At 57.3% G+C, this 21,118-nt stretch carries 23 protein-coding genes, 1 tRNA gene and 4 pseudogenes; 17 read left to right on the top strand and 11 right to left on the bottom strand.

Annotated elements, in window-relative coordinates:
- Positions 1-107 precede the first annotated feature (107 nt).
- Entirely contained in the window at positions 108-431 is a 324-nt protein-coding gene (locus ACIOAU_RS15230; RefSeq protein ID WP_101320624.1) for an I78 family peptidase inhibitor, read from the top strand.
- Positions 432-536: 105 nt separating this feature from the next.
- Here ACIOAU_RS15230 and ACIOAU_RS15225 read toward each other — a convergent pair whose 3' ends face one another.
- Together ACIOAU_RS15225 and ACIOAU_RS15220 are read right to left on the bottom strand one after the other, a co-directional pair.
- On the bottom strand, positions 537-749 hold the full coding sequence (locus tag ACIOAU_RS15225) for a cold-shock protein (RefSeq protein WP_003179963.1): 213 nt from the start codon (positions 747-749) through the stop codon (positions 537-539).
- 160 nt (positions 750-909) lie between these two features.
- The gene (locus ACIOAU_RS15220; RefSeq protein WP_101320622.1) at positions 910-1,212 is read right to left on the bottom strand and encodes a hypothetical protein; all 303 of its coding nucleotides are present in this window, start codon (positions 1,210-1,212) and stop codon (positions 910-912) included.
- Positions 1,213-1,548: 336 nt separating this feature from the next.
- On the opposite strand from ACIOAU_RS15220, the gene thrS reads away from it, so the two are divergent.
- The 9 genes from thrS to ACIOAU_RS15175 all read left to right on the top strand — a co-directional run bounded on the left by thrS (position 1,549) and on the right by ACIOAU_RS15175 (position 9,019).
- Complete coding sequence (gene thrS, locus ACIOAU_RS15215) at positions 1,549-3,471, top strand: threonine--tRNA ligase (protein ID WP_188036253.1); 1,923 nt, start codon at positions 1,549-1,551, stop codon at positions 3,469-3,471.
- Positions 3,471-4,022: a translation initiation factor IF-3 gene (gene infC, locus ACIOAU_RS15210; RefSeq protein ID WP_178080772.1), complete on the top strand. Its 552-nt coding sequence runs from the start codon at positions 3,471-3,473 to the stop codon at positions 4,020-4,022. The genes thrS and infC overlap by 1 nt, the downstream gene beginning before the upstream one ends.
- 60 nt (positions 4,023-4,082) lie before the next feature.
- Entirely contained in the window at positions 4,083-4,277 is a 195-nt protein-coding gene (rpmI, locus tag ACIOAU_RS15205) for a 50S ribosomal protein L35 (protein ID WP_028696462.1), read from the top strand.
- Between the two features lie 27 nt (positions 4,278-4,304).
- Positions 4,305-4,661: a 50S ribosomal protein L20 gene (rplT, locus tag ACIOAU_RS15200; RefSeq protein ID WP_043860801.1), complete on the top strand. Its 357-nt coding sequence runs from the start codon at positions 4,305-4,307 to the stop codon at positions 4,659-4,661.
- A gap of 109 nt (positions 4,662-4,770) precedes the next feature.
- Positions 4,771-5,787: a phenylalanine--tRNA ligase subunit alpha gene (pheS, locus tag ACIOAU_RS15195; RefSeq protein WP_101320618.1), complete on the top strand. Its 1,017-nt coding sequence runs from the start codon at positions 4,771-4,773 to the stop codon at positions 5,785-5,787.
- Positions 5,788-5,818: 31 nt separating this feature from the next.
- Positions 5,819-8,200: a phenylalanine--tRNA ligase subunit beta gene (gene pheT / locus ACIOAU_RS15190; RefSeq protein ID WP_181106747.1), complete on the top strand. Its 2,382-nt coding sequence runs from the start codon at positions 5,819-5,821 to the stop codon at positions 8,198-8,200.
- 4 nt (positions 8,201-8,204) lie between these two features.
- A complete protein-coding gene (gene ihfA, locus ACIOAU_RS15185) occupies positions 8,205-8,507 on the top strand; it encodes an integration host factor subunit alpha (protein ID WP_002553164.1) in 303 nt (100 codons plus the stop codon).
- On the top strand, positions 8,488-8,844 hold the full coding sequence (locus ACIOAU_RS15180) for a MerR family transcriptional regulator (protein ID WP_101320614.1): 357 nt from the start codon (positions 8,488-8,490) through the stop codon (positions 8,842-8,844). The genes ihfA and ACIOAU_RS15180 overlap by 20 nt, the downstream gene beginning before the upstream one ends.
- A gap of 98 nt (positions 8,845-8,942) precedes the next feature.
- Positions 8,943-9,019: transfer RNA gene (locus ACIOAU_RS15175), tRNA-Pro, on the top strand.
- Positions 9,020-9,106: 87 nt separating this feature from the next.
- On the opposite strand, the gene ACIOAU_RS15170 is transcribed toward ACIOAU_RS15175, so the two are convergent.
- The 4 genes and pseudogenes from ACIOAU_RS15170 to ACIOAU_RS15155 all read right to left on the bottom strand — a co-directional run bounded on the left by ACIOAU_RS15170 (position 9,107) and on the right by ACIOAU_RS15155 (position 10,691).
- Complete coding sequence (locus ACIOAU_RS15170; RefSeq protein ID WP_401182952.1) at positions 9,107-9,778, bottom strand: tyrosine-type recombinase/integrase; 672 nt, start codon at positions 9,776-9,778, stop codon at positions 9,107-9,109.
- Positions 9,779-10,103: 325 nt separating this feature from the next.
- Positions 10,104-10,172, bottom strand: a pseudogene (locus ACIOAU_RS15165) (hypothetical protein); the annotation flags it as partial.
- Between the two features lie 41 nt (positions 10,173-10,213).
- Positions 10,214-10,426: a hypothetical protein gene (locus ACIOAU_RS15160; RefSeq protein WP_259073088.1), complete on the bottom strand. Its 213-nt coding sequence runs from the start codon at positions 10,424-10,426 to the stop codon at positions 10,214-10,216.
- Positions 10,427-10,469: 43 nt separating this feature from the next.
- Positions 10,470-10,691: a hypothetical protein gene (locus tag ACIOAU_RS15155; protein ID WP_401182949.1), complete on the bottom strand. Its 222-nt coding sequence runs from the start codon at positions 10,689-10,691 to the stop codon at positions 10,470-10,472.
- 157 nt (positions 10,692-10,848) lie between these two features.
- Here ACIOAU_RS15155 and ACIOAU_RS15150 point away from each other — a divergent pair, with 157 nt between their 5' ends.
- Positions 10,849-11,262: an immunity 50 family protein gene (locus ACIOAU_RS15150; protein ID WP_259073092.1), complete on the top strand. Its 414-nt coding sequence runs from the start codon at positions 10,849-10,851 to the stop codon at positions 11,260-11,262.
- 112 nt (positions 11,263-11,374) lie between these two features.
- Positions 11,375-12,307, top strand: a pseudogene (locus tag ACIOAU_RS15145) (IS3 family transposase).
- Positions 12,308-12,445: 138 nt separating this feature from the next.
- Here ACIOAU_RS15145 and ACIOAU_RS15140 read toward each other — a convergent pair.
- Positions 12,446-12,772: a DUF2388 domain-containing protein gene (locus ACIOAU_RS15140; protein ID WP_259073093.1), complete on the bottom strand. Its 327-nt coding sequence runs from the start codon at positions 12,770-12,772 to the stop codon at positions 12,446-12,448.
- A 381-nt stretch (positions 12,773-13,153) separates the two neighbouring features.
- On the opposite strand from ACIOAU_RS15140, the gene ACIOAU_RS15135 reads away from it, so the two are divergent.
- The 4 genes and pseudogenes from ACIOAU_RS15135 to ACIOAU_RS15120 all read left to right on the top strand — a co-directional run.
- Entirely contained in the window at positions 13,154-13,297 is a 144-nt protein-coding gene (locus ACIOAU_RS15135; protein ID WP_310504215.1) for a hypothetical protein, read from the top strand.
- Between the two features lie 185 nt (positions 13,298-13,482).
- Positions 13,483-13,716, top strand: a complete 234-nt coding sequence (locus ACIOAU_RS15130) for a hypothetical protein (protein WP_259073094.1) — start codon at positions 13,483-13,485, stop codon at positions 13,714-13,716.
- Positions 13,717-13,882: 166 nt separating this feature from the next.
- On the top strand, positions 13,883-14,506 hold the full coding sequence (locus ACIOAU_RS15125) for a putative metallopeptidase (RefSeq protein WP_259073095.1): 624 nt from the start codon (positions 13,883-13,885) through the stop codon (positions 14,504-14,506).
- Positions 14,507-14,539: 33 nt separating this feature from the next.
- Positions 14,540-14,647 (top strand): annotated as a pseudogene (locus tag ACIOAU_RS15120) (DUF2280 domain-containing protein); the annotation flags it as partial.
- Between the two features lie 1,050 nt (positions 14,648-15,697).
- Here the strand turns inward: ACIOAU_RS15120 and ACIOAU_RS15115 are convergent.
- Positions 15,698-16,284 (bottom strand): annotated as a pseudogene (locus ACIOAU_RS15115) (IS3 family transposase); the annotation flags it as partial.
- Between the two features lie 578 nt (positions 16,285-16,862).
- On the opposite strand from ACIOAU_RS15115, the gene ACIOAU_RS15110 reads away from it, so the two are divergent.
- Positions 16,863-17,342: a GNAT family N-acetyltransferase gene (locus ACIOAU_RS15110; protein ID WP_259073096.1), complete on the top strand. Its 480-nt coding sequence runs from the start codon at positions 16,863-16,865 to the stop codon at positions 17,340-17,342.
- A gap of 39 nt (positions 17,343-17,381) precedes the next feature.
- On the opposite strand, the gene ACIOAU_RS15105 is transcribed toward ACIOAU_RS15110, so the two are convergent.
- From ACIOAU_RS15105 to ACIOAU_RS15095, 3 genes are all read right to left on the bottom strand, one after another.
- Complete coding sequence (locus ACIOAU_RS15105) at positions 17,382-18,074, bottom strand: YoaK family protein (RefSeq protein ID WP_259074214.1); 693 nt, start codon at positions 18,072-18,074, stop codon at positions 17,382-17,384.
- A 343-nt stretch (positions 18,075-18,417) separates the two neighbouring features.
- Positions 18,418-20,463 carry a TonB-dependent receptor domain-containing protein gene (locus tag ACIOAU_RS15100; protein ID WP_401182943.1) on the bottom strand — a complete coding sequence of 682 codons (2,046 nt, stop codon included), beginning with the start codon at positions 20,461-20,463 and terminating at the stop codon, positions 18,418-18,420.
- Between the two features lie 265 nt (positions 20,464-20,728).
- Positions 20,729-21,055 carry a DUF2388 domain-containing protein gene (locus ACIOAU_RS15095; protein WP_150571764.1) on the bottom strand — a complete coding sequence of 109 codons (327 nt, stop codon included), beginning with the start codon at positions 21,053-21,055 and terminating at the stop codon, positions 20,729-20,731.
- Positions 21,056-21,118 lie beyond the last annotated feature (63 nt).

Here is a 21,118-nt window from a genome sequence, read left to right as displayed (position 1 = left end):
TTGCTGTTTCCCCTCGCGGGCGCGAGTCAGGCACACTTGGGCGTTTTGCAACGAATATTGCGCACTACTGTCGCATACAGCAGTTCCCATGATGATTAGGAGGATTCATGTTCCGTACCCGTGCTTCTCTGGCAACCGTACTGGTAGCTGTTGCGCTGGCTGGTTGCAGCACTGGCAGCGCGCCGGGCGGTGACAGCAGCGCACCGGCAGCCTCGGCTGGCAACGATGGCCGCTGTAACGCCAGCGGCGCTGACTTCACCGTAGGCAAACCGGGCACACCCGAGCTGCTTGAGCAGGCGCGCAAAGCCAGTGGCTCGCAAATGGCCCGCATCCTCAAGCCGCACGATATGGTCACCCTGGAGTACCGCTCCGAGCGACTCAACCTCAATGTTGACGAGCAGGGTAACGTCGTCCGCGTCAACTGCGGCTGATTTGCTCTTTAATGGTCGCTGGCGCCATGGGCGGCGGCGACCAATCTGTAAAATTCAGGCATAAAAAAACCCGCCACGAGGGCGGGTTTTTTTACAGCATCCGAATTACTCCGGACGAACCTGTGCAGCCTGCATACCCTTCTGGCCTTTTTCGGCAACGAAGGAAACAGTCTGGCCTTCTTTCAGGCTCTTGAAGCCGTCGGATTCGATGGCTTTGAAGTGTACGAACAGGTCGTCGCCGCCGCCTTGAGGAGTGATGAAGCCGAAGCCTTTTTCATCGTTGAACCACTTGACGGTGCCGGTTTGGCGATTGGACATGGGGTGAATCTCCAGAAACGTAATTTTTTATCGGTGCAGATGTAGCCGAAGCTGCGTGCGCCAGGTACATCATAGTCTAATTCTGCGCGTGTCGCGCCTTTTAACTGCGAAGAAAACTGATACAGCGCAAATAAAGGCTCGGAAGCCCGCTGTTAGGCGGTCAACCTTTCGTCGTGCACGCCTGTTTTACCACAGTTTGAGCCTTTTGCATCAATTTCGCGTCAACACCGTCCTTGCTGTCGAGGTCTTCGATCTCAGCCTTGCTGAAATTCTTCTCGATTGCCTGGGCACCACACTTGCAGTGGGTGTCGGCGTCCTTGGCGCTGACGCCTTGCTGGGTGGCCACCTGCACGCATTGCTGCATGTAGGCGTCTTTCTTGCCGGCTGGCCAGTCGGCTTGGGCCGCCATGGGCAGCAGCAGTGCCCCCGCGGCGGTCAGGGCCAGAAGAGACTGAAGTCGCATAACCAGACACTCCCTTGATATAGGTCTGATGAAAATCGGATGCATCAGCAAATCTGATAGGCTTTTTTACTCACAGTTCACCGGATTTACGCATTTACCAAATATTCGTGCCTGGCCGCTAACCTGCGTGCTAGCATGCTCGGCTTGCAGTTGCCCAGAGGCAGCCAGCAGCTATCTTTCTATTTCCAGTCACTCTGGTTCGCCCCTGACAAGCCGAAAGGCTTCTGCCACTGTGAGGCAGGCTTCCTCTATTAAGGAAGGCAGGTCGGATCTTGTACTGGCTCATCCCAACCCACGTGACCTTTGGTAGGGGTCACCACTAGGAGAGGAGGCGCCATGCCCACCATTACTCTTCCCGATGGCAGTCAACGTTCGTTCGATCACGCTGTATCCGTAGCCGAAGTCGCCGCCTCGATTGGCGCTGGCCTGGCCAAGGCCACCCTGGCCGGTAAAGTCGACGGCAAGCTGGTCGATGCCTGCGACCTGATCGAACACGACGCCACCCTGCAGATCATCACCCCCAAAGATGAAGAGGGGCTGGAAATCATCCGTCACTCGTGCGCCCACCTGGTCGGCCACGCAGTCAAGCAGCTGTACCCGACCGCCAAGATGGTAATCGGCCCGGTCATCGATGACGGCTTCTATTACGATATCGCCTACGAGCGCCCCTTCACCCCTGATGACCTCGCTGCCATCGAAAAGCGCATGCAGCAGCTGATCGAGAAAGACTACGACGTCATCAAGAAGGTCACCCCGCGCGCCGAAGTCATCGACGTGTTCCAGGCCCGTGGCGAAGACTACAAGCTGCGCCTTGTTGAGGACATGCCGGATGAGCAGACCATGGGTCTGTACCATCACGAAGAATACGTCGACATGTGCCGCGGTCCGCACGTGCCCAATACCCGCTTCCTCAAATCGTTCAAGCTGACCAAGCTGTCCGGCGCCTACTGGCGCGGCGACGCCAAGAACGAGCAGCTGCAGCGCGTGTACGGCACCGCCTGGGCTGACAAGAAGCAGCTGGCTGCCTACATTCAGCGCATCGAAGAAGCCGAGAAACGCGATCACCGCAAGATCGGCAAGCAGCTCGACCTGTTCCACCTGCAGGAAGAAGCGCCGGGCATGGTCTTCTGGCATCCGAACGGCTGGACTGTTTATCAGGTGCTCGAGCAGTACATGCGTACTGTGCAGCGTCAGAACGGCTACCTTGAGATCAAGACCCCGCAAGTGGTCGATCGAATCCTCTGGGAGCGTTCCGGTCACTGGTCCAACTACGCCGAAAACATGTTCACCACATCGTCGGAAAGCCGTGATTACGCGGTCAAGCCGATGAACTGCCCGTGCCACGTGCAGGTGTTCAATCAGGGTCTGAAGTCGTACCGCGACCTGCCACTGCGTTTGGCCGAGTTCGGTGCGTGCCACCGTAACGAGCCATCTGGTGCGTTGCATGGCATCATGCGTGTGCGTGGTTTCGTTCAGGATGATGCGCACATCTTCTGCACCGAAGATCAGGTCAAGAAAGAAGCGGCCGACTTCATCAAGCTGACCCTCGATGTCTATAAAGACTTCGGTTTCGTCGACGTCGCCATGAAGCTTTCTACCCGTCCGGCCAAGCGTGTCGGTTCGGACGAGCTGTGGGATCGCGCCGAAGGCGCCCTGGCTGATGCACTTAACGAATCCGGCCTGGAGTGGGAATATCAGCCAGGCGAGGGCGCCTTCTACGGCCCGAAAATCGAGTTCACCCTGCGTGACTGCCTCGGTCGTAACTGGCAGTGTGGTACCCTGCAGTACGATCCGAACTTGCCTGAGCGTCTGGACGCCAGCTACATTGCCGAAGATAACGCGCGCAAGCGCCCGGTAATGCTGCACCGCGCCATCCTCGGTTCGTTCGAACGCTTCATCGGTATGCTGATCGAGCACTATGCTGGCGTATTCCCGGCTTGGCTGGCGCCAACCCAGGCAGTGATCATGAACATCACTGACAAGCAGGCCGATTTTGCCCTTCAGGTTGAAAAAAATCTGACCGATAGCGGTTTTCGTGCCAAGTCTGACTTGAGAAATGAGAAGATCGGCTTTAAAATCCGCGAGCATACTTTGCTCAAGGTCCCGTACCTTTTGGTTATAGGGGACCGTGAAGTCGAAACGCAAACCGTCGCTGTGCGTACTCGCGAAGGCGCTGACCTGGGCTCCATGCCCGTCGCCCAATTCGCCGAGTTCCTTGCGCATGCGGTTTCCCGGCGTGGTCGCCAAGAATCGGAGTAATGATTATTAAGCGTGATATGAGAAACGATAAACGAGCTGCACCGAAGGCCCCGATCAACGAGAATATCTCTGCACGCGAGGTTCGGTTAATTGGTGCTGACGGTGAACAGTTGGGCATCGTCTCGATCGAAGAAGCGCTTCGTATCGCTGAAGAAGCGAAGCTGGATCTGGTAGAGATTTCTGCTGACGCCGTACCTCCTGTCTGTAAAGTCATGGACTACGGCAAAAGCCTGTTCGAGAAGAAGAAGCAACAGGCTGCAGCCAAGAAAAACCAGAAGATCATCCAGATCAAAGAAATCAAGTTTCGTCCAGGGACGGAGGAAGGGGATTACCAGGTAAAACTACGCAACCTGGTACGTTTCCTAAGTGATGGGGACAAGACCAAGATCTCTCTGAGATTCCGTGGTCGTGAGATGGCCCACCAGGAGCTGGGTATGGAACTGCTGAAGCGGATCGAAGCTGATCTCGCCGAATACGGGACCGTCGAACAGCATCCGAAGATGGAAGGACGCCAACTTTTGATGGTCATCGCCCCCAAGAAAAAGAAATAACCACCAGGGCACGGCAGGCCTTGCGGTTATGTTTATCCACCCCAATGCGGAGTTACGAACATGCCAAAAATGAAAACCAAGAGCGGTGCAGCGAAGCGTTTCCTGAAAACGGCGACCGGCTTCAAGCACAAGCACGCTTTCAAGAGCCACATCCTGACCAAAATGTCGACCAAGCGTAAGCGTCAACTGCGTGGTAGCAGCATGCTGCACCCGTCTGACGTGGCAAAAGTCGCGCGCATGCTGCGCGTTCGTTAATTCTGGTCTAGATAGAGGAAGTTACTCATGGCTCGTGTAAAGCGCGGCGTAATTGCTCGTAAGCGTCACAAAAAAATTCTGAAACTGGCTAAAGGTTACTACGGTGCACGTTCGCGCGTATTCCGTGTTGCCAAGCAGGCTGTCATCAAGGCTGGTCAATACGCCTACCGTGACCGTCGCCAGAAAAAACGTCAGTTCCGCGCTCTGTGGATCGCTCGTATCAACGCTGGTGCTCGCGTCAACGGTCTGTCTTACAGCCGCCTGATTGCTGGCCTGAAAAAAGCGTCGATCGAAATCGACCGTAAAGTTCTGGCTGACCTGGCAGTGAACGAAAAAGCGGCGTTTGCTGCGATTGTCGAGAAAGCTAAAGCCGTTCTGGCTTAAGTACCCACGACAATCATCCGGCGGCGCATGCGCCGTCGGGTGTTGAACGTCATCGATAGGGGAAGAGCCTTCAAAGCTCTTCCCCTATTTTTGTATCTGGAGTCTGTACATGGAAAACCTGGACGCGCTGGTCTCCCAAGCCCTGGAAGCTGTGGAGCGCGCTGAAGACATCAATGCCCTGGAACAGATCCGGGTTCAATTTCTCGGCAAGAAAGGCGAGCTGACCCAGGTGATGAAGACCCTGGGCAACCTGCCAGCCGAAGAGCGCCCCAAGGTTGGAGCGCTGATCAACGACGCCAAGGAGCGCGTCACCGAAGTGCTCAATGCGCGCAAGGCTGGCTTTGAAGAGGCCGAGCTCAGCGCTCGCCTGGCTGCCGAATGCATTGACGTGACCCTGCCGGGCCGTGGCCAGACCACTGGCGGCCTGCACCCGATCACCCGTACCCTCGAACGTATCGAACAGTTCTTCACCCACATTGGCTACGGCATCGCCGAAGGCCCTGAGGTCGAAGACGACTATCACAACTTCGAGGCGCTCAACATCCCTGGCCACCACCCGGCCCGGGCGATGCACGACACCTTCTACTTCAATGCCAACATGCTGCTGCGCACCCACACCTCGCCGGTGCAGGTACGTACCATGGAATCGACCCAGCCGCCGATTCGCATTGTCTGCCCTGGCCGCGTCTATCGCTGCGATTCGGATATCACCCATTCGCCGATGTTCCACCAGGTGGAAGGCTTGTTGATCGATCGCGACATCAACTTCGCCGACCTCAAGGGCACCATCGAAGAATTCCTGCGGGTGTTCTTCGAGAAGCAGCTGGATGTACGTTTCCGTCCGTCGTTCTTCCCATTCACCGAACCGTCCGCTGAAGTCGACATTCAGTGCGTGATGTGTTCCGGCAAAGGCTGCCGCGTGTGCAAGCAGACCGGCTGGCTGGAAGTGATGGGCTGCGGCATGGTCCATCCGAACGTGCTGCGCATGTCTGGCATTGACCCGGAAGAGTTCCAGGGCTTTGCCTTCGGCATGGGCGCCGAGCGTCTGGCCATGCTGCGTTATGGCGTCAACGATTTGCGTCTGTTCTTCGACAACGACCTGCGGTTCCTGGCGCAATTCCGCTAGGCCACACCTCGACCATATTCAGGAGAACAGCATGAAATTCAGTGAACAGTGGCTGCGCGGTTGGGTAAACCCGCAAGTCTCCCGCGACGAGCTGGTTGCTCGTCTGTCCATGGCCGGCCTCGAAGTCGACAGCGTCACGCCGGCGGCTGGCCAGTTCAGCGGTATCATCGTCGGCGAAGTGCTCAGCACCGAGCAGCACCCGGATGCCGACAAGCTGCGTGTGTGCCAGGTCAGCAACGGCCAGGAGACCTTCCAAGTCGTCTGCGGCGCGCCTAACGTGCGCCCGGGCCTGAAGATCCCCTTCGCCATGATCGGAGCCGAGCTGCCAGGCGACTTCAAGATCAAAAAGGCCAAACTGCGTGGCGTTGAATCCAACGGCATGCTGTGCTCGGCTGCCGAGTTGCAGATCAGCGAAGAAAACGACGGCCTGCTTGAACTGGCCGCCGATGCGCCGGTTGGTCAGGACATCCGTGAATACCTCAATCTCGACGACGCCAGCATCGAAATCGGCCTGACCCCGAACCGTGGCGATTGCCTCTCGGTGGCCGGTATGGCGCGCGATGTCAGCGCCCTGTACGACGTGCCGGTTACCCGCATCGACGTGCCGGCCGTTGCCGCCAGCCACGACGAAGTGCGCTCGGTTGAAGTCTCGGCCCCGGCCGCGTGCCCGCGCTACCTCGGCCGCGTGATCCGCAACGTCGACCTGGCCAAGCCAAGCCCGCTGTGGCTGGTAGAACGCCTGCGCCGCAGCGACGTGCGCAGCATCGACGCTGCAGTCGACATCACCAACTACGTGATGCTCGAGCTCGGCCAGCCGATGCACGCCTTCGACCTCGCCGAAATCAACGGTGGCATCCGCGTGCGGATGGCCGAGGAAGGCGAGAAGCTGGTCCTGCTCGACGGTCAGGAAGTCGCCCTGCGTAGCGACACCCTGGTCATCGCCGACCACACCCGGGCCCTGGCCATTGCCGGCGTCATGGGTGGCGAGCACAGCGGCGTGAATACTGAGAAGACCCGCGATCTGTTCCTTGAGAGCGCCTTCTTCGAGCCGATTTCCGTCGCTGGCAAGGCCCGTTCCTATGGTCTGCACACCGATGCCTCACACCGCTACGAGCGCGGCGTCGACTCGCAATTGGCTCGCGAAGCCATGGAGCGCGCGACCGCGCTGCTGCTGGAAATCGTCGGCGGCGAAGCCGGCCCGATCGTCGAAGCAGTCAGCGAGCAGCACCTGCCGAAAGTTGCGCCGATTATTCTGCGCGCCGAACGCATCAGCCAGATGCTCGGCATGGACATGGACCCAGCCCAGGTCGAGCAACTGCTCAACGCCCTCGAGCTGACCACCAGCGCCGATGGGGCAGGGCAGTGGACGGTACAAGTGCCAAGCCACCGCTTCGATATCAGTCTTGAAGTCGACCTGATCGAAGAATTGGCCCGTCTGTATGGCTACAACCACCTGCCAGTGCGCTATCCGCAAGCCCGTCTCGCCCCCAAAGGCGCGCCGGAAGCCCGCGGTGAGCTGCCAACCCTGCGCCGCCTGCTGGTAGCTCGCGGTTATCAGGAAGCAATCACCTACAGCTTCATCGACCCGAAACTGTTCGAGCTGTTCAGCCCTGGCGTCGAGCCGCTGCTGCTGGCCAACCCGATCTCCAACGACATGGCCGCCATGCGCGCCTCGTTGTGGCCTGGCCTGGTCAAAGCGCTGCAGCACAACCTTAACCGCCAGCAAGACCGCGTGCGCCTGTTCGAGAGCGGCCAACGCTTTGTCGGCCAACTCGGCGACCTCAAGCAGCAGCCGATGCTCGCTGGCGTCGTCACCGGTACTCGCTTGCCAGAAGGCTGGGCCAATCCACGCGATGGCATCGACTTCTTCGACGTCAAAGCCGACGTTGAAGCGGTGCTGGGTTACTCCGGCGCGCTCGGTGAGTTCAAGTTCGTCGCGGGCAAGCACCCAGCCCTGCACCCAGGCCAGACCGCCCGTATCGAACGCGACGGCAAGGAAGTCGGCTACCTCGGTGCTCTGCACCCAGAGCTGGCCAAGACCCTCGACCTGGATCGCCCGGTGTTCGTCTTTGAGCTGATCCTGGAAGAAGTGGTCGAAGGCTGCCTGCCGAAATTCAGCGAACTGTCCAAGTTCCCTGAAACCCGCCGCGACCTGGCCCTGATTGCCGGCCGTGATGTGGCCGCCAGCGACGTCCTTGAAGCAATTCGTGACAATGCAGGCGAATGGCTCACAGACCTCAGGCTGTTTGACGTCTACCAGGGTAAAGGCATTGATCCTGATAGAAAAAGCCTCGCGGTCGGCTTGACCTGGCAGCATCCATCGCGCACTCTTAATGACGATGAGGTGAATGCCACCCTGCAGTTGATCCTCACCTCGCTCGAACAAAGGTTGAACACCACGTTAAGGAAATAACGGCATGGGTGCTCTGACGAAAGCTGAGATGGCCGAGAGGCTGTACGAGGAGCTTGGGCTTAACAAGCGAGAGGCGAAGGAACTCGTCGAGTTGTTTTTCGAAGAGATCCGCCACGCGCTTGAAGATAACGAGCAGGTCAAGTTGTCCGGATTCGGCAACTTTGATCTTCGCGACAAACGCCAACGGCCGGGCCGCAACCCCAAAACTGGGGAAGAAATCCCGATCACCGCACGCCGCGTCGTCACCTTTCGTCCAGGGCAGAAATTGAAAGCCCGGGTTGAGGCCTATGCTGGAACCAAGTCATAACGACGAGCTGCCCCCCATCCCGGGCAAACGCTACTTCACCATTGGTGAAGTCAGCGAACTCTGTGCGGTAAAACCGCACGTGCTGCGCTACTGGGAGCAGGAGTTTCCCCAGCTCAACCCCGTCAAGCGTCGCGGCAACCGCCGGTATTATCAGCGCCAAGACGTGCTGATGATCCGCCAGATCCGCGCGTTACTGTACGACCAAGGCTTCACCATCGGCGGTGCGCGCTTGCGCATGTCCAGCGATGAAGCCAAGGACGACACGACGCAGTACAAGCAGATGATTCGGCAGATGATTGTCGAGTTGGAAGATGTGCTGGTGGTGTTGAAGAAATAACCTGATCCGACGAGTGGAAAGTTTTTCGAAAAAAAGCTTTCATTAATCAAAAGGTTAGGGTAGATTTTGTACCGTTCTCAGCAGTATCGAGAGCAGTTCGGGGCGTAGCGCAGCCCGGTAGCGCACTTGCATGGGGTGCAAGGGGTCGAGTGTTCGAATCACTCCGTCCCGACCAAAAATCCCTAGAAATCCAGACACTTAGCGGTGGCTGGATTTTTTTATGGGCGGCCGCGCGCAAAACTTGCGCAAAATGCGCGCAAAACTATCCGGCTATTTCAACGATATCCAAGTCGGCGTCGACTTCGGACCACACCACATCCTCGTGCCCCTTCTGGTAGTTCCTGGTCATGCCTTCGGTCGCATGCCCGGCAGTCTTCTGACCGTCCTTCCCGGCTCGCTTGTACAAGTGAAGGGAGAGGGCGCGCACTTCATGAAAACCTGGCATCTCTTCCTCCTTGAGGTCGCGATAACATCCAGCGGCATCCCTCGCATCTTTGAAAGCTCGCGTGAGAAACCTCTCGTCGATCTTCGTCCAGTGATCTTTCCCCTCTCGCTTTTTCTTCCGTTCTGGCCTGCGATGCACCAGGTATGGAGACAAAACATCATCTCTGCATCTGGTGATCACCTCGCCGAGGTGTTCGGTAACTCTCAGTTTTAGCCATCCGGCGTCGGACGTCTTCTCCGTTTTGCTCTGCACAACATACAGGTGACCTTCGCGCACATCCTCGAACTTCATATCGAGAATGTCGCTGCGGCGCTGCGCAGTGATGAGCGCTAAATCGACTGCGTTCTTGAGCCAGTGCGGCGATTTTTCCCGTATGGCTTTCAAGCCTTCCACTGTGTGCCGCTTGCGCTGCTTCTTTTCCAGCTTCGGGATTGTGTTGGAGGCAGGATTGTCCGGACACAGGCCCTTTGCTGCTGCGTGGTTGAGCACATCGATCAGTATCGCGCGTGCTTGGTTCCTTACACGTGGCGTGAGGGGTTTCTAGGAACTCGGCAACCATTCTGATCGTGATCTGGTCGATCGGGCGTTCGGCAAGTTCAGCCCGAATCTGCTTGAAACGAACCGCGTACAGATCGAGCGTAGCCTCTGCGAGTTCACGTGGCGGCAGCACGTCGCGCTCGTAAGTTGAAAGGAACTCGCCCAGGGTGACAGTGGTTTCGCCGAGCACCTCGGCCACCAAATCACCGCCACGCAGGAAAGTGATATTGAGCTGGGCGGCCGCATCGATAGCCCGAGCTCGATCATTGCCGAACTGAAACCACTTTCCGTCGGTGGGGCGACGATAGCGATATGTGCCCCTCCGGGCGTCGAAATATAGATTCATGGGCAGGCCTTTGTTGGCCTTGTTCCTTGGTCAGGGGACCATCATGCCGCTCCTTTCAGCACCATATCAACTAGGTGGTATCCGGTGACTCGTTGGTATGCAGCCCAATCGACGTACCAGATGTTTCCTATCCGCTCGCCTGGGATCTTGCGGTTACGAAGGTGATTGCGAATCGCTTGAGAGCACAGCGGGGTGCCGTTCGCATCCCACTTCCTACGCTGGAACTCGCTGATCTTGATGAGCTCATTTTTCATTATGGTCTCCACGCCGCCGGTGGCGGCAGGTTGGTGGTCAGGCCTAGCCTTCGGTGATGGAATCCTCGACTGACTGGGAGCGAGCATCGGCGGCGCCCAGGTAAACCCTGTTCAGCGCGGTGTTCTGCAGAACGCAGACTGCATCGGTGTCTTCGTCGTTTTCACTGAGAAAGGGCAGCGCCTGGTGGCGGTTCAGGTCGATGCCCACACCCTCAGGGACGTCAAAGCGGGTGATGACCGTGGTGGTCAAGGTGACGATTTGCATGGCAATAGCTCTCCATGTCCGCGCATGTCGGCGGGCTTGAGTTGTAGGAGGTAGGCTGTTTGAATGCTTCGAGGTCGGTGTCGATCGTCACTTGAAAGCTTTGAGGCATGTGCTCAGCGATGAGTAGAATGCAGGGTGTTGTTTTGGAGCGTTTCTCATGGATGGGCCAAGCTGTGTGCAAAACACAGAGAAAGTAGTCAAGGCGATAGGCTTCTGGCCAAGATTTCACGATGCAGAAGTCATTTCAGTGTCTGTGTCCCGAAGCGGAGTTGGGTATGCGGCTTCCTCGTCCGCTCGTTTGTGCGTCAACGTTCGTCGTTACAAAGAAATTGGCCAAGGGACAGCAGACTACGAAGTAGTTTGTTTCCAAAGCCTCCTGATCGAGCTGTTGTTCTACGATTTGCACACCTTTTCTGTTGAAGACTTCAACCATCAGAACGTCATTGATTCAATAGGATTTTCGCGAAAGGCCGAGCAATTGATTGAAGTTAACGTCAGTTCAATATTCGGCTTTGGCGGGGTGATCAGATGTGCGCGGGTTGAGGTAGGAGATGTAACGACCCTGATGTAAATGCTATCTAGCTCTTGGCCAGCGTCTCAGCCTTCAGCGAGGAGTAAGTCTAGTGGTCTACCAACCCCGGACACCCATTTAGGCGAGAATGCTCGCCACAGAGAGGTGTCTGATGACCAAGCAACGCCGTACCTTTACTCCTGAGTTCAAGCGCGAAGCAGCCTGCCTGGTGCTCGATCAAGGCTACAGCCATGCTGAAGCAGCCCGTTCACTCGGCTTGGTCGAGTCGGCCCTGCGCCGGTGGGTCAATCAGCTTCAGCAAGAGCTCGGCGGCATCACGCCGGCCAGCAAAGCGTTGACGCCAGAGCAGCAAAAAATCCAAGAGGTGGAAGCTCGCATCACGCGTCTTGAACGCGAGAAGTCGATACTAAAAAAGGCTACCGCGCTCTTGATGTCGGAAGATCTCGAGCGTACGCGCTGATCCGTCAGCTCAGCGCCCATGAGCCCGTTGATTGTTTGTGCGAAGTGTTCGATGTCATTCGCTCAAGTTATTACGCACACCGTCACAAAAGACGAACTCCGGACGTTGAGCGACTGCGCTTGCGCAGTCGAGTGAATGAGTTGTTCACGCGAGGGCGAAGTGCGCCCGGCAGCCGCAGCATCAAGGCAATGATGCAAGAAGAGGGTGAGCAAATCGGGCGATTCAAGGTACGCAGCCTGATGCGTGAGCTGGCGCTGGTCAGCATGCAGCCAAGATCACAGGCGTACAAAAAGGCCACAGTGGAGCGGCCAGATATTCCGAACACCTTGAACCGAGCGTTTGATGTCGAGGCGCCAAATCAGGTCTGGTGTGGCGACATCACTTACATTTGGGCGCAGGGCAAATGGCACTATCTGGCGGTTGTTCTGGATCTCTCTGCACGCAGAGTGGTGGGCTGGGCCTTATCAGAAAAGCCGGACGCAGACCTCGTGGTCAAAGCGCTGGCAGTGACATTAGCCATACCTGATGAACCATTACAACTGGATCCGACCCCATCAATTCAACGATGGACTGGCTCCGGCAAAAGCTGAAGAAAAACTCAAAACCGTGTCCGGGATGAGCTGACCACTACACATTCTGGCTATCCGCCATCACGCAGGCAAAGAAAGGCCCGCGATGAGTAGAGCGGATTTAGAGGAATGTTCGCGAGAAGCTGTGGTGACCATAGGCGCGCGACTGTGGAAATGTCGTGAGCGGTCGCGATCAGTAGGAAGTGACTATGCTCTGGGCGAGCTGCTGGTCGGTCATCAGAGGAGGCGTGTATGTCGTGCGGTAAAAGCGTACGGCCTGCTCAAACTGAGCGCCGCGAATATCGCCTTCTGAGCCAATGAATGCGAGGGCGTCGTCCTTCGCCTTTATCATCATCGAGGGGCCGTAGACTGTGAATGCTGTGGTTCCACCGAGGATTATCGTTGGGACCATGGTGGTGACTGTCAGGGTTCTCTCTACGGGGTTCTTGACTTCAAACGCTACAGCGCCAGCGCTGATCGATGCCATAAAGACAATCGCTAGGGTCTTCCATGACTCCATTCCTTGATGCTTCCATTGCGATCTGAGGGCGACACGATAGCAGAGAAGGGGCTCAGCAGAAACAGCATTCCCGGCGCTGGGCCGGGCTGTATAAGGGTTCTTTTGTTTTAGCTGGGAAGAGATCTGTAGGCATATTGAATTTACCGGAAACCCACTCGTTGAAAATATAGCCAAGCGAACCGCTAGCTATGGCTGCATCAGCCTGCCTTGCAGTCAAGCAGATTTTCCTATGTATAGAGTTATAGGACGTCCTATAAAGAGCGTTTGCAGTGAGCATTTACGATCAACTGGTCGACCATTTCGGTGGACAGGTCAAGACCGCTAATTCGTTAGGGGTGAAGCAGGGAACCGTGTCGGGATGGGTCTCAGGACGCCATGGGAATGAGCGCAGTAACTGCTCTGCGTGCTCAGGCAGAGACTTCCGGGCTCTTCAGCGCTGTGGAGCTGGGCCCGGCACTACTCAAAGCTGAGATGGCGGCCTACGCGCTTGAGCAGACCGCAAAGATGATCAACGCAGCCGACTGAGGTAACCATGACAACAGAGCAACCCGACTGGGAGGCGATTGAACGAGCCTTCCGGGCTGGGGCGTGTCTCTTCCAAACAAGCACGATTTGGCGCATACCAACCTAATGTTGAGCTGATCTGCTCAGTGGTGTGGATCGATATGTCAGCACCAGCTACCTTGAGGGTTCACGCAAGGAGTTAGGACATGTCAGATAAATACGTTGGAAAGTTCACGGGTGTAGGCACGGACAATGTGAAGTACGTGATTAACATCTATCAGGATGAGACAGTTGAGCGCTCATCACGAGGCATGGTTCGACATGAAGGTGTGAAGCATTTCGAAATGCAACACGGTGGTGACGTGAAAAAGATTTCTGAGACTGAGTACGAAATTGTGGCCACGGGAGTGAGGGTCACTGTGTGTGATGCCCAAAACTAACAGTGTTGGTCAGTAATGCCGCTATCTGGATGAGCGCGCTGAATGTTAGGCCGGATGAATTAATGATCATGCCTAGCCTGCGTCGAACGTCAGACCCCGTGCGAATCCCTATCCCCTGCATCGAAGCAATTCTTGCCGCGCCATTATTTCAAGCCCAAGGTGATCTATGGATAGGCCATATCCACCATCGTCACTGCTTGAGCTGTCCGATCTGTCCGACTTCGGCATCAGCCTGACCCCAGCCCCCGAAGTTTGGGAGTGGATCCAGGCCGAGATACTCGCCACCACCGGCAGCATCCACTACGAAGAGCATGGTCACCTCATCGACGCCAATGTCGGCGTGCTGTGGGCGTCCTCTGCATTCGCGAAGAAGGGCAGGACGGTGCTGGGCCAGGCCGAGCAGCTGATGATCCGCGCCGGTGGCTGGCAGAAGGCCCGGCAAGAGCAACAGATGCGTGACTGGTTCGGCGAAGAGCCAGAGTTCCTGATCACCCTTGCCGCTGACTATTGCGCCCAATACACCGAGGCTGAGTTCTGCGCCCTCGTCGAGCACGAGCTCTACCACATAGCGCACAAGCTCGATAAGTACGGCGCCCTGGCATTCACCCAAGACGGCCTGTCCAAACTTGAGATGCGTGGGCATGACGTCGAGGAGTTTGTCGGCGTGGTGCGTCGCTACGGCACCAGTCATGACGTACAGCAGCTGATTGACGCTGCAAGCCGGCCGTCTGAGGTGGCCAAGATCAACATTTCGACGGCCTGCGGAACCTGTCTGCTCAAGTCGGCCTGACTTTGACAGTACTTTGACGGATGTCCACCTACGGCCGCACTCAGAGGCGACGTGAAAGCCTTTGTGGTACCGGCGCTCGCTTGCTTTGACACGCCATCCCAAGTCGTTGCCTCTGTCAAAGCAGAATTCGGGTTTGAAGTCCGCACCTATGATCCGCCGGTGAAGCTGACGCCGAAGCAGGCGAGCATCTGTTGCTGGGGGTTTCAGCCAGAGGCGCGCTTCCGTGATGCGGTGTGTGGGCGTCGATTCGGCAAGACCTTCCTCGGCAAGGCAGAGATGCGCCGCGCGGCACGCCTGGCTGCGGGTGGGGCGTGAGTGTCGAGGACGAGATTTGGTACGGTGCTCCGACCTTCAAGCAGGCCAAGCGGGGTGTTCTGGCGCCGGCTGAAGCAGGCGATCCCCGTTGGATGTGCGACAGACCATACCTTCCGCTTTCAGTCGGCCCGGCGGTCTAATAGAAAAATTCCATATTTTTATAGGCGCATACTCGATGTAGCTCAGAGTTTCTGAGCGTTGAGAGGTGCGTATGTCCAGAGATAGATATGGGATCGATAGTGATAGGCTGGTAAGCATGCCGGCTGATAAAGATAACTATCAAGGTGATCAACAAGATCAAGCCGATAAAAATCGTTCAGAGGATCGCGCCCGTTACGTACAGAATCCGCCCTTTCGGAGTGTGAATAGGCAAGGGCCGCCGGATTTGTCAGGTTCACCCACTGTTAAACGTTACATATATCAAAAGCATCCCTGGGAATAATCTCCGTATTGGGGCTCAAGTGATCATCTGATCCTTTGGATTAAGTCGACAGAGCCCAGTCCCGCGCTGGGCTTTTTGCATTTCAAAGACCGATGGTCAGCGATACTGCTGGAGGAGGGCTGACTCCATGCTGGCTAGCTCCACAGCCGCAGCGGTGAGGTGTGACCCGACCGACATACCGTAATCTTGGTCAAACCCGAATATCGACGCTGCATGAGCGCCAAGTTTCAAGGCCTTGTCGCGAGGGTTCGGGGTTTGGCCAAGTCTGTGGGTACTGACCGGCATCATGAGATCCTAGCTGCATACGGCCGCGCTCTTGCAACCTTCAACCGCGGACGGTGGCAGCATGGCTGCTTATACTTAAAACTGAATCCCCCCGGACTCTCTAGACACCTTGCAAGCTTCAAACTCTACCGGCGACAGCTGATTGTTGGTTTGCCAGGGCGGCGTCGATACCCTGTCTGAGAGCGCAGACCCTTCAAGACGCATCAGCCTTGCCACACGATGGCGACCACAGTCTTCACCTGCCTCGCGCAGATCGTCATGGATTTTGCGATACCCATAAACGCCGCCGCTCTCCAACCACCAATGCTTGATTAAGCCCAGTAGTCGCTGATCGTCTTTGGCGCGCACAGATTGCGGTTCAGACAGCCAGGCGTAGTAACCGCTGGGATGGACCTTCAGCGTCAGGCAAAGCCGTCGAATCGAATAGTCGCCCGCGTGCTGCCTGATAAAGGCGTACTTAGCCGCACTCCTTGGCAAAGTACGCGGCGGCCTTTTTTAATATGTCTCGCTCTTCAGTGACGCGCTTGAGTTCTGCTCGCAGACGACGCAGTTCAGCGTGCTGATCATCGTCCTGCTGCCGTTCTTCTTGAGGTTTGCTGTAGCGCTTTATCCAGGCATAGAGGCTATGCGTCTACACGCCGAGACGAGCCGCCACATCAGCGACAGGCAGCTTCTTTTCGGTCACTTGATTGACCGCTTGGATTTTGAATTCTTCGGGATATCGTGGGTTGCTCATGGCACCTCCTAATTGGCCTCAGTTTAAGGCAAAGAAGTGTCTGCGAAACCCGGGGCGATTCAGTCATCACCTTCTTGCGGGCATGCAGGCGCCGCCTGTGCGGGGGAGGCACTCATCGCTTGAGGGATGATATCCTCCGCTTACCAAACAAGGAGAGTGGTAATGGGCTGGCGGGAGAGGCATAAAGCGTTTCAGGAGTGGTTCACGCCGCGGCGACGTCGGCGAGCGGGCGGAACGTTGCTTGCCGTCTGGGCTGTCGGTATCTGCATTTACCCAAGCACGTATTGGGTCTACCTGATGATTCCAGGAATCATGTGGTTCATGAGCGCTTGGCCGGCTGAGCTTCATGACAAAAGTTGATGAGCAAATTCAAAAACGACACTGCATATCTTTCATCCAGTTTTGCGCTTCGCTGTTGATCAGCCTTGCAAGCGCTCAAGTCTTTGCTTTCGGGGACATGAGGCAGCTTCCCGGCTCTGAGATCGTGGTATTAAACGGGTCAGGTGTCCCTAGCAATTCTAAATTGTGATGGCTGCGATGAGCAGGGAAGGTCAATACGTGTTTCTCAAGGAGGCGAAATGCTGCTGCAACACAGGCCGGTAATGGCCCATGACATCAAAGCCATCTGTGGTTTTGCGCAAAACCACAGCGAGCTGTTCTACATGTTTCCGAAGGCTCGCTATCCTCTGACAGAGGATCAGCTGTCTGCTGCGATAGCTCAACGGTTCGACTCAACAGTTGTTGAAATGCAGGACCGCGTCGTTGGCTTTGCCAATTTTTATCGTGCCGAAAAGGGTGGGGTCTGTTGCATAGGCAATGTTGTCGTTGCCCCAGAGGCGCGCGGTAAAGGCGTGGCAAGCTTCCTCGTGGAGACGATGACTGCCCTTGCGTTCGAGCGCTACGAAGCCACGCAAGTACAGATCTCATGCTTCAACGAGAATACGGCAGGCTTGCTGCTCTATCCCAAGCTCGGCTTCTTACCCTTCGCCGTCGAAGAACGAGCATCCCTGGATGGCCGTAGACTTGCGCTCATCCATATGGCCCGGCATAGGGCATAGCGGGCGCTGGTTAAACATCGTCTGTCTGAAAGTCTAGAGCTATCTGGGCATGTAGTTCCGCTGCCAGCGACGTGGGATGGCTAGCGAGGACGCGGCGAGTGCAAACACCAGAAGCCCGTTGATCACAAAGGCTGTGATCCCGAGATACTCTTGCAGCAGCGCGCCGGCAACTGCTCCCAGCAGCATTCCCATCCAAGGCACAAGCTGCACCCGCCAGCCCGGCTTGCGCTCACCCATCAACCACCGGCCAAGCCCGCGGCCGAAGCGTGACAGGGCACCGGTGACGTAAGTCAGCCCGATCGGCAAACCATTCACTTCCTCGACCACTGCATTGATCATGCCCATGGCTATGACAGTGCACACCAGTGACAACAGCGGTATAGGGGTCAAGCCTGCCAGGCAGAGCAGGGTGCCTACGCAAAGCAGCAACGGCCAGGAGCGGCGGCCGACCAGGCGCGTGACGATCACGCCGATGGCATTGCCAGCGATGAACGCGCCGATCAGAGTGCTGATGGTGAGGATGGAGCTGTAGTCCCGCTCACCAATTGAAACGGCAAGGCGGGTGGTATTGCCGCTCATGAAGGATACGAAATCACCTGTTGCGGTGAAGCCGACTGCGTCAGTCATGCCGGCGAGGAAGGAGAGTGCTGCGACCATGCACAGCCCAACTTTGCCACGCAGTCGCGCTATGCGTCTTCCGCGTGCTGTATAGAATGCTGAGTCAGGGAGCATCAGTGCCTCAGAGGCTTTTGGAAACAACGTATTACCCGACAATAAAACCTGTTTCAGGCCGCGTCAAATCATGTCCAAAGGCTGATTTTCCTGCTTCCCTGTAGTTCATTTCCCAAACATATTCCCAGCGCCTTTAAGCTCTTACAGGCCAACCTCAGCGCATCTAGCCTCATGCCGTCGCCGCAAATGCTGCGACCGGCTTTGACAGGCTGTACTGATGAGTGAATCACGTGCTCGCTTATGGCGGCTGTACGTGGGGCACCTCGTGTGCGCCGAGTTCCCTCATCCTCGGTCTGTCAACCCGCGTATAGCTGCCACCCACCTGTTTGAAAGCAGGCATGCTTCAGAAGAAAGTCGTCATCCCGACAAAGTACGCCCGACCCGGCACGTAAAAGCTGGTCGACTCATCCCGCGGGTCTTCATCGAGCAGGTTCTGCACGCCGGCATTGAGTGACAGCCAGTTGGTCGCCGCCCAGTTGGCGCTCAAGTCGTAGGTGGTGTACGACTTGACGAAGTCAGTGCCCAAACCGCGCTGCTTGCCCACATGCTGCGCCGACAGCTCGGTGCCGATGCGGTCGCTGATCTGCCAGTCGATGGCGCTGAACAGCGACAGTTTCGGCGCGCTGATCAGGTCGCGGCCGGTCGACAGGTTGCGGCTTTCGAGCATGTAGGTGGCGTTGGTGCGCCAGCTGGCATTTTCCCACAGGGGGACTTTGCTACTGCCTTCCCAGCCGCGGGTGCGGGCCTTGTCGGCGTTTTCCAGCATGGTCCACCAACGGCCCTCGAAGTTGCCCAGCGGGGCGTATTCGATCTTGTCCTTGAAGTCGGTGTGGAAGTAGGTGAGGCCTGCTTCCCAACCGCCGTGGTCAAAGGACACGCCGATTTCTTTGTTGGTGCTGATTTCCGGGCGCAGGTTTGGATTGCCGGCCATCCAGCATTCGCCGGTGACGTACCCCAGCGGCCGCAGCGACGTGCAGCCGCGACCGCCGGAGTTGGTTGCCGCACCGGCGCTGCCTTCTTTCAGGCTTGGCGCACGGAAACCTCGCGACACGCCGCCGCGAACTGTCCAGTCCGGGTGCGGGTGGTAGACAAGGTAGGCGCGCGGGCTGTTGTGGTTGCCATATTCGTCACTGTGGTCGAAGCGGTTGCCCAAGGTCAGCGAGAGGTTGTCGAGCAGGAACAGTTCGTCTTCGATGAACAGCGCCGAGTAGTCGCCCTCAAGGTCCGCACCGCTGACTGGCTTGCCCTGATAATCGACGGGGACGGTACCCAGCGTGTCGGTGTTGGTCAGTTGCTCGCGCTTCCATTGCCCGCCAACGGTGAGGCGCTGGTTGATCAGCAGATCGAACGGGATGTTGAGGCTGCCTTCGACGATCTTTTCCTCGGAGCTGGCCTTGCCCCAGCTGATGTCGTTCTTGAATTTGTTCAGGTAGGCGTCGATCCGCGAGGTGCCAAAGCCCCAGTCCGCGTTGTGCGAGATGATGAAGCTGTCTCGGGTCAGACGCGCAGCACCAAAGCCTTCACCAATGGTTTCGTCCCAGTCGCCGAAGGTCTTTTTCGACGACCAGGAGCGCTCCACGCCTTGGGTGGCTTCGAATGACAGCTGGTGGTTGTCGTTGACTTGCCAGTTGAGCAGGGCGTTGACGCTGTGGTCCTTGGCCCCGCCAGCGCCGTCGTTGTAGACGAAGTCGCCGAGGGTATCGACCCGCGGTTCGACTTCGTCGGCCGCCCGCCGGGTGAGGTTGGCGCCCAGGCGCAGGCCTAGCGATTCGGTGATCGGGCCGGACAGGTTGACGCTGGTCTGGTTGGTCTGGCCGCGGTCGGAGTCTTCCGGGATGGTTGTGTTGGCGTTGAGCGAGCCGCTCCACTCACGGGAAACCTTGCGGGTGATGATGTTGATGACGCCGCCCATGGCGTCCGAGCCGTACAGCGACGACATCGGCCCGCGCACGATCTCTATCCGCTCGATCATGTTCGGCGAGATCCAGTTGATGTCCTGGCGGCCCAGGTCGCGGCGGTAGTTGGTGTCGGCGGAGCTGCCGATGCGTTTGCCGTCCACCAGAATCAGCGTGTACTTGTCGTCCAGGCCGCGCAGCTTGATCTTCGACTGCTCGCCCACCGGGCCAAAGCCGCCGGTCACACCGGGGATACGCCGCAGCAGGGTGTTGAGGTCGTACACCGGCTGGCGCTCGATCTCTTCGCGGGTGATGACACTGACGCTGGCCGGGGCATCGCGCACATCAGTGCCGCCGCCGCTAGCGGTGACGAACGAAGCTTGCAGTTCAGTGGCAGGCAGCGGCTCTAGCTCGAGGGTTTCTTCGGCCTGAACAGGGCTTGCGGCGATCAGCGCCAGGGTGAGCAGGGCACGGCAGAACGGTGGGCGTGGCATCGTGGAACAGTCCTTGTCGATCGGTTGGATTCAAGAGGCAGAATGCAATCGGGGTCGGACGGTATCGCAAATGAGAACCATTTAAAAGTAATTGCCCAATTTTGTTTACACAAAACTGACAAATACTTTACTGAGCACGTTGATGCTTCTTGCTCGCCGAAGGCGTGATCGGAGCTTCATTCAGACGTAAAAAAGCCCACTCGGCGGTGGGCTTGGCGGCAGCACGGTAACGTTACAGCAGGCGCAATGAGCGCCGTGCTCGATCTCACAGTGAGGTGGCGATCACCTGGGCAAGCTGCATGTCGGACATCATCGGCTCGCTGTGTGTCGAGCGATAATAGCGTGATGCTTGTTCAAATTGCGCGCCGCGGATGATGCCGTCAGAACCGATGAAGGTGAGGGCATCGCTTTTCGCGGTTTTGAACAGATCTGGGATCGCTGTAGTGCCCGCGAGCGCGCCTGAAACGATGATGCAGGGTGCCAGGGAAGTGATCATCAGTGCAGCCTGGAACGGGTTGTTGTTCTCGGCTGCATGTGTAGGAATGCTGATTAATGTCAGCATGGTCAGCGGTAGTGCGTTCCATAACATCATGTCTTGCTTCCCTGCGCTTCGATGGTCGCCACGACAGAAGAAGGCGAGATGTTGCAGTTGTGC

It is taken from the genome of Pseudomonas sp. NPDC088322 (genome assembly GCF_044740745.1).
Taxonomy (GTDB): Bacteria; Pseudomonadota; Gammaproteobacteria; order Pseudomonadales; family Pseudomonadaceae; genus Aquipseudomonas; species Aquipseudomonas shirazensis.
The sequence above is the reverse complement of the archived record's forward strand: the minus strand, read 5'-3'. Positions and strand labels throughout refer to the sequence as shown.

Bases quoted from the DNA above. Each gene is read 5' to 3' on its own strand.
- ACIOAU_RS15230 (WP_101320624.1), top strand. From the start codon at position 108: ATGTTCCGTACCCGTGCTTCTCTGGCAACCGTACTGGTAGCTGTTGCG.
- ACIOAU_RS15225 (WP_003179963.1), bottom strand. From the start codon at position 749: ATGTCCAATCGCCAAACCGGCACCGTCAAGTGGTTCAACGATGAAAAA.
- ACIOAU_RS15220 (WP_101320622.1), bottom strand. From the start codon at position 1,212: ATGCGACTTCAGTCTCTTCTGGCCCTGACCGCCGCGGGGGCACTGCTG.
- thrS (WP_188036253.1), top strand. From the start codon at position 1,549: ATGCCCACCATTACTCTTCCCGATGGCAGTCAACGTTCGTTCGATCAC.
- infC (WP_178080772.1), top strand. From the start codon at position 3,471: ATGATTATTAAGCGTGATATGAGAAACGATAAACGAGCTGCACCGAAG.
- rpmI (WP_028696462.1), top strand. From the start codon at position 4,083: ATGCCAAAAATGAAAACCAAGAGCGGTGCAGCGAAGCGTTTCCTGAAA.
- rplT (WP_043860801.1), top strand. From the start codon at position 4,305: ATGGCTCGTGTAAAGCGCGGCGTAATTGCTCGTAAGCGTCACAAAAAA.
- pheS (WP_101320618.1), top strand. From the start codon at position 4,771: ATGGAAAACCTGGACGCGCTGGTCTCCCAAGCCCTGGAAGCTGTGGAG.
- pheT (WP_181106747.1), top strand. From the start codon at position 5,819: ATGAAATTCAGTGAACAGTGGCTGCGCGGTTGGGTAAACCCGCAAGTC.
- ihfA (WP_002553164.1), top strand. From the start codon at position 8,205: ATGGGTGCTCTGACGAAAGCTGAGATGGCCGAGAGGCTGTACGAGGAG.
- ACIOAU_RS15180 (WP_101320614.1), top strand. From the start codon at position 8,488: ATGCTGGAACCAAGTCATAACGACGAGCTGCCCCCCATCCCGGGCAAA.
- ACIOAU_RS15160 (WP_259073088.1), bottom strand. From the start codon at position 10,426: ATGAAAAATGAGCTCATCAAGATCAGCGAGTTCCAGCGTAGGAAGTGG.
- ACIOAU_RS15155 (WP_401182949.1), bottom strand. From the start codon at position 10,691: ATGCAAATCGTCACCTTGACCACCACGGTCATCACCCGCTTTGACGTC.
- ACIOAU_RS15150 (WP_259073092.1), top strand. From the start codon at position 10,849: ATGGATGGGCCAAGCTGTGTGCAAAACACAGAGAAAGTAGTCAAGGCG.
- ACIOAU_RS15140 (WP_259073093.1), bottom strand. From the start codon at position 12,772: ATGGAGTCATGGAAGACCCTAGCGATTGTCTTTATGGCATCGATCAGC.
- ACIOAU_RS15135 (WP_310504215.1), top strand. From the start codon at position 13,154: ATGAGCGCAGTAACTGCTCTGCGTGCTCAGGCAGAGACTTCCGGGCTC.
- ACIOAU_RS15130 (WP_259073094.1), top strand. From the start codon at position 13,483: ATGTCAGATAAATACGTTGGAAAGTTCACGGGTGTAGGCACGGACAAT.
- ACIOAU_RS15125 (WP_259073095.1), top strand. From the start codon at position 13,883: ATGGATAGGCCATATCCACCATCGTCACTGCTTGAGCTGTCCGATCTG.
- ACIOAU_RS15110 (WP_259073096.1), top strand. From the start codon at position 16,863: ATGCTGCTGCAACACAGGCCGGTAATGGCCCATGACATCAAAGCCATC.
- ACIOAU_RS15105 (WP_259074214.1), bottom strand. From the start codon at position 18,074: ATGCTCCCTGACTCAGCATTCTATACAGCACGCGGAAGACGCATAGCG.
- ACIOAU_RS15100 (WP_401182943.1), bottom strand. From the start codon at position 20,463: ATGCCACGCCCACCGTTCTGCCGTGCCCTGCTCACCCTGGCGCTGATC.
- ACIOAU_RS15095 (WP_150571764.1), bottom strand. From the start codon at position 21,055: ATGATGTTATGGAACGCACTACCGCTGACCATGCTGACATTAATCAGC.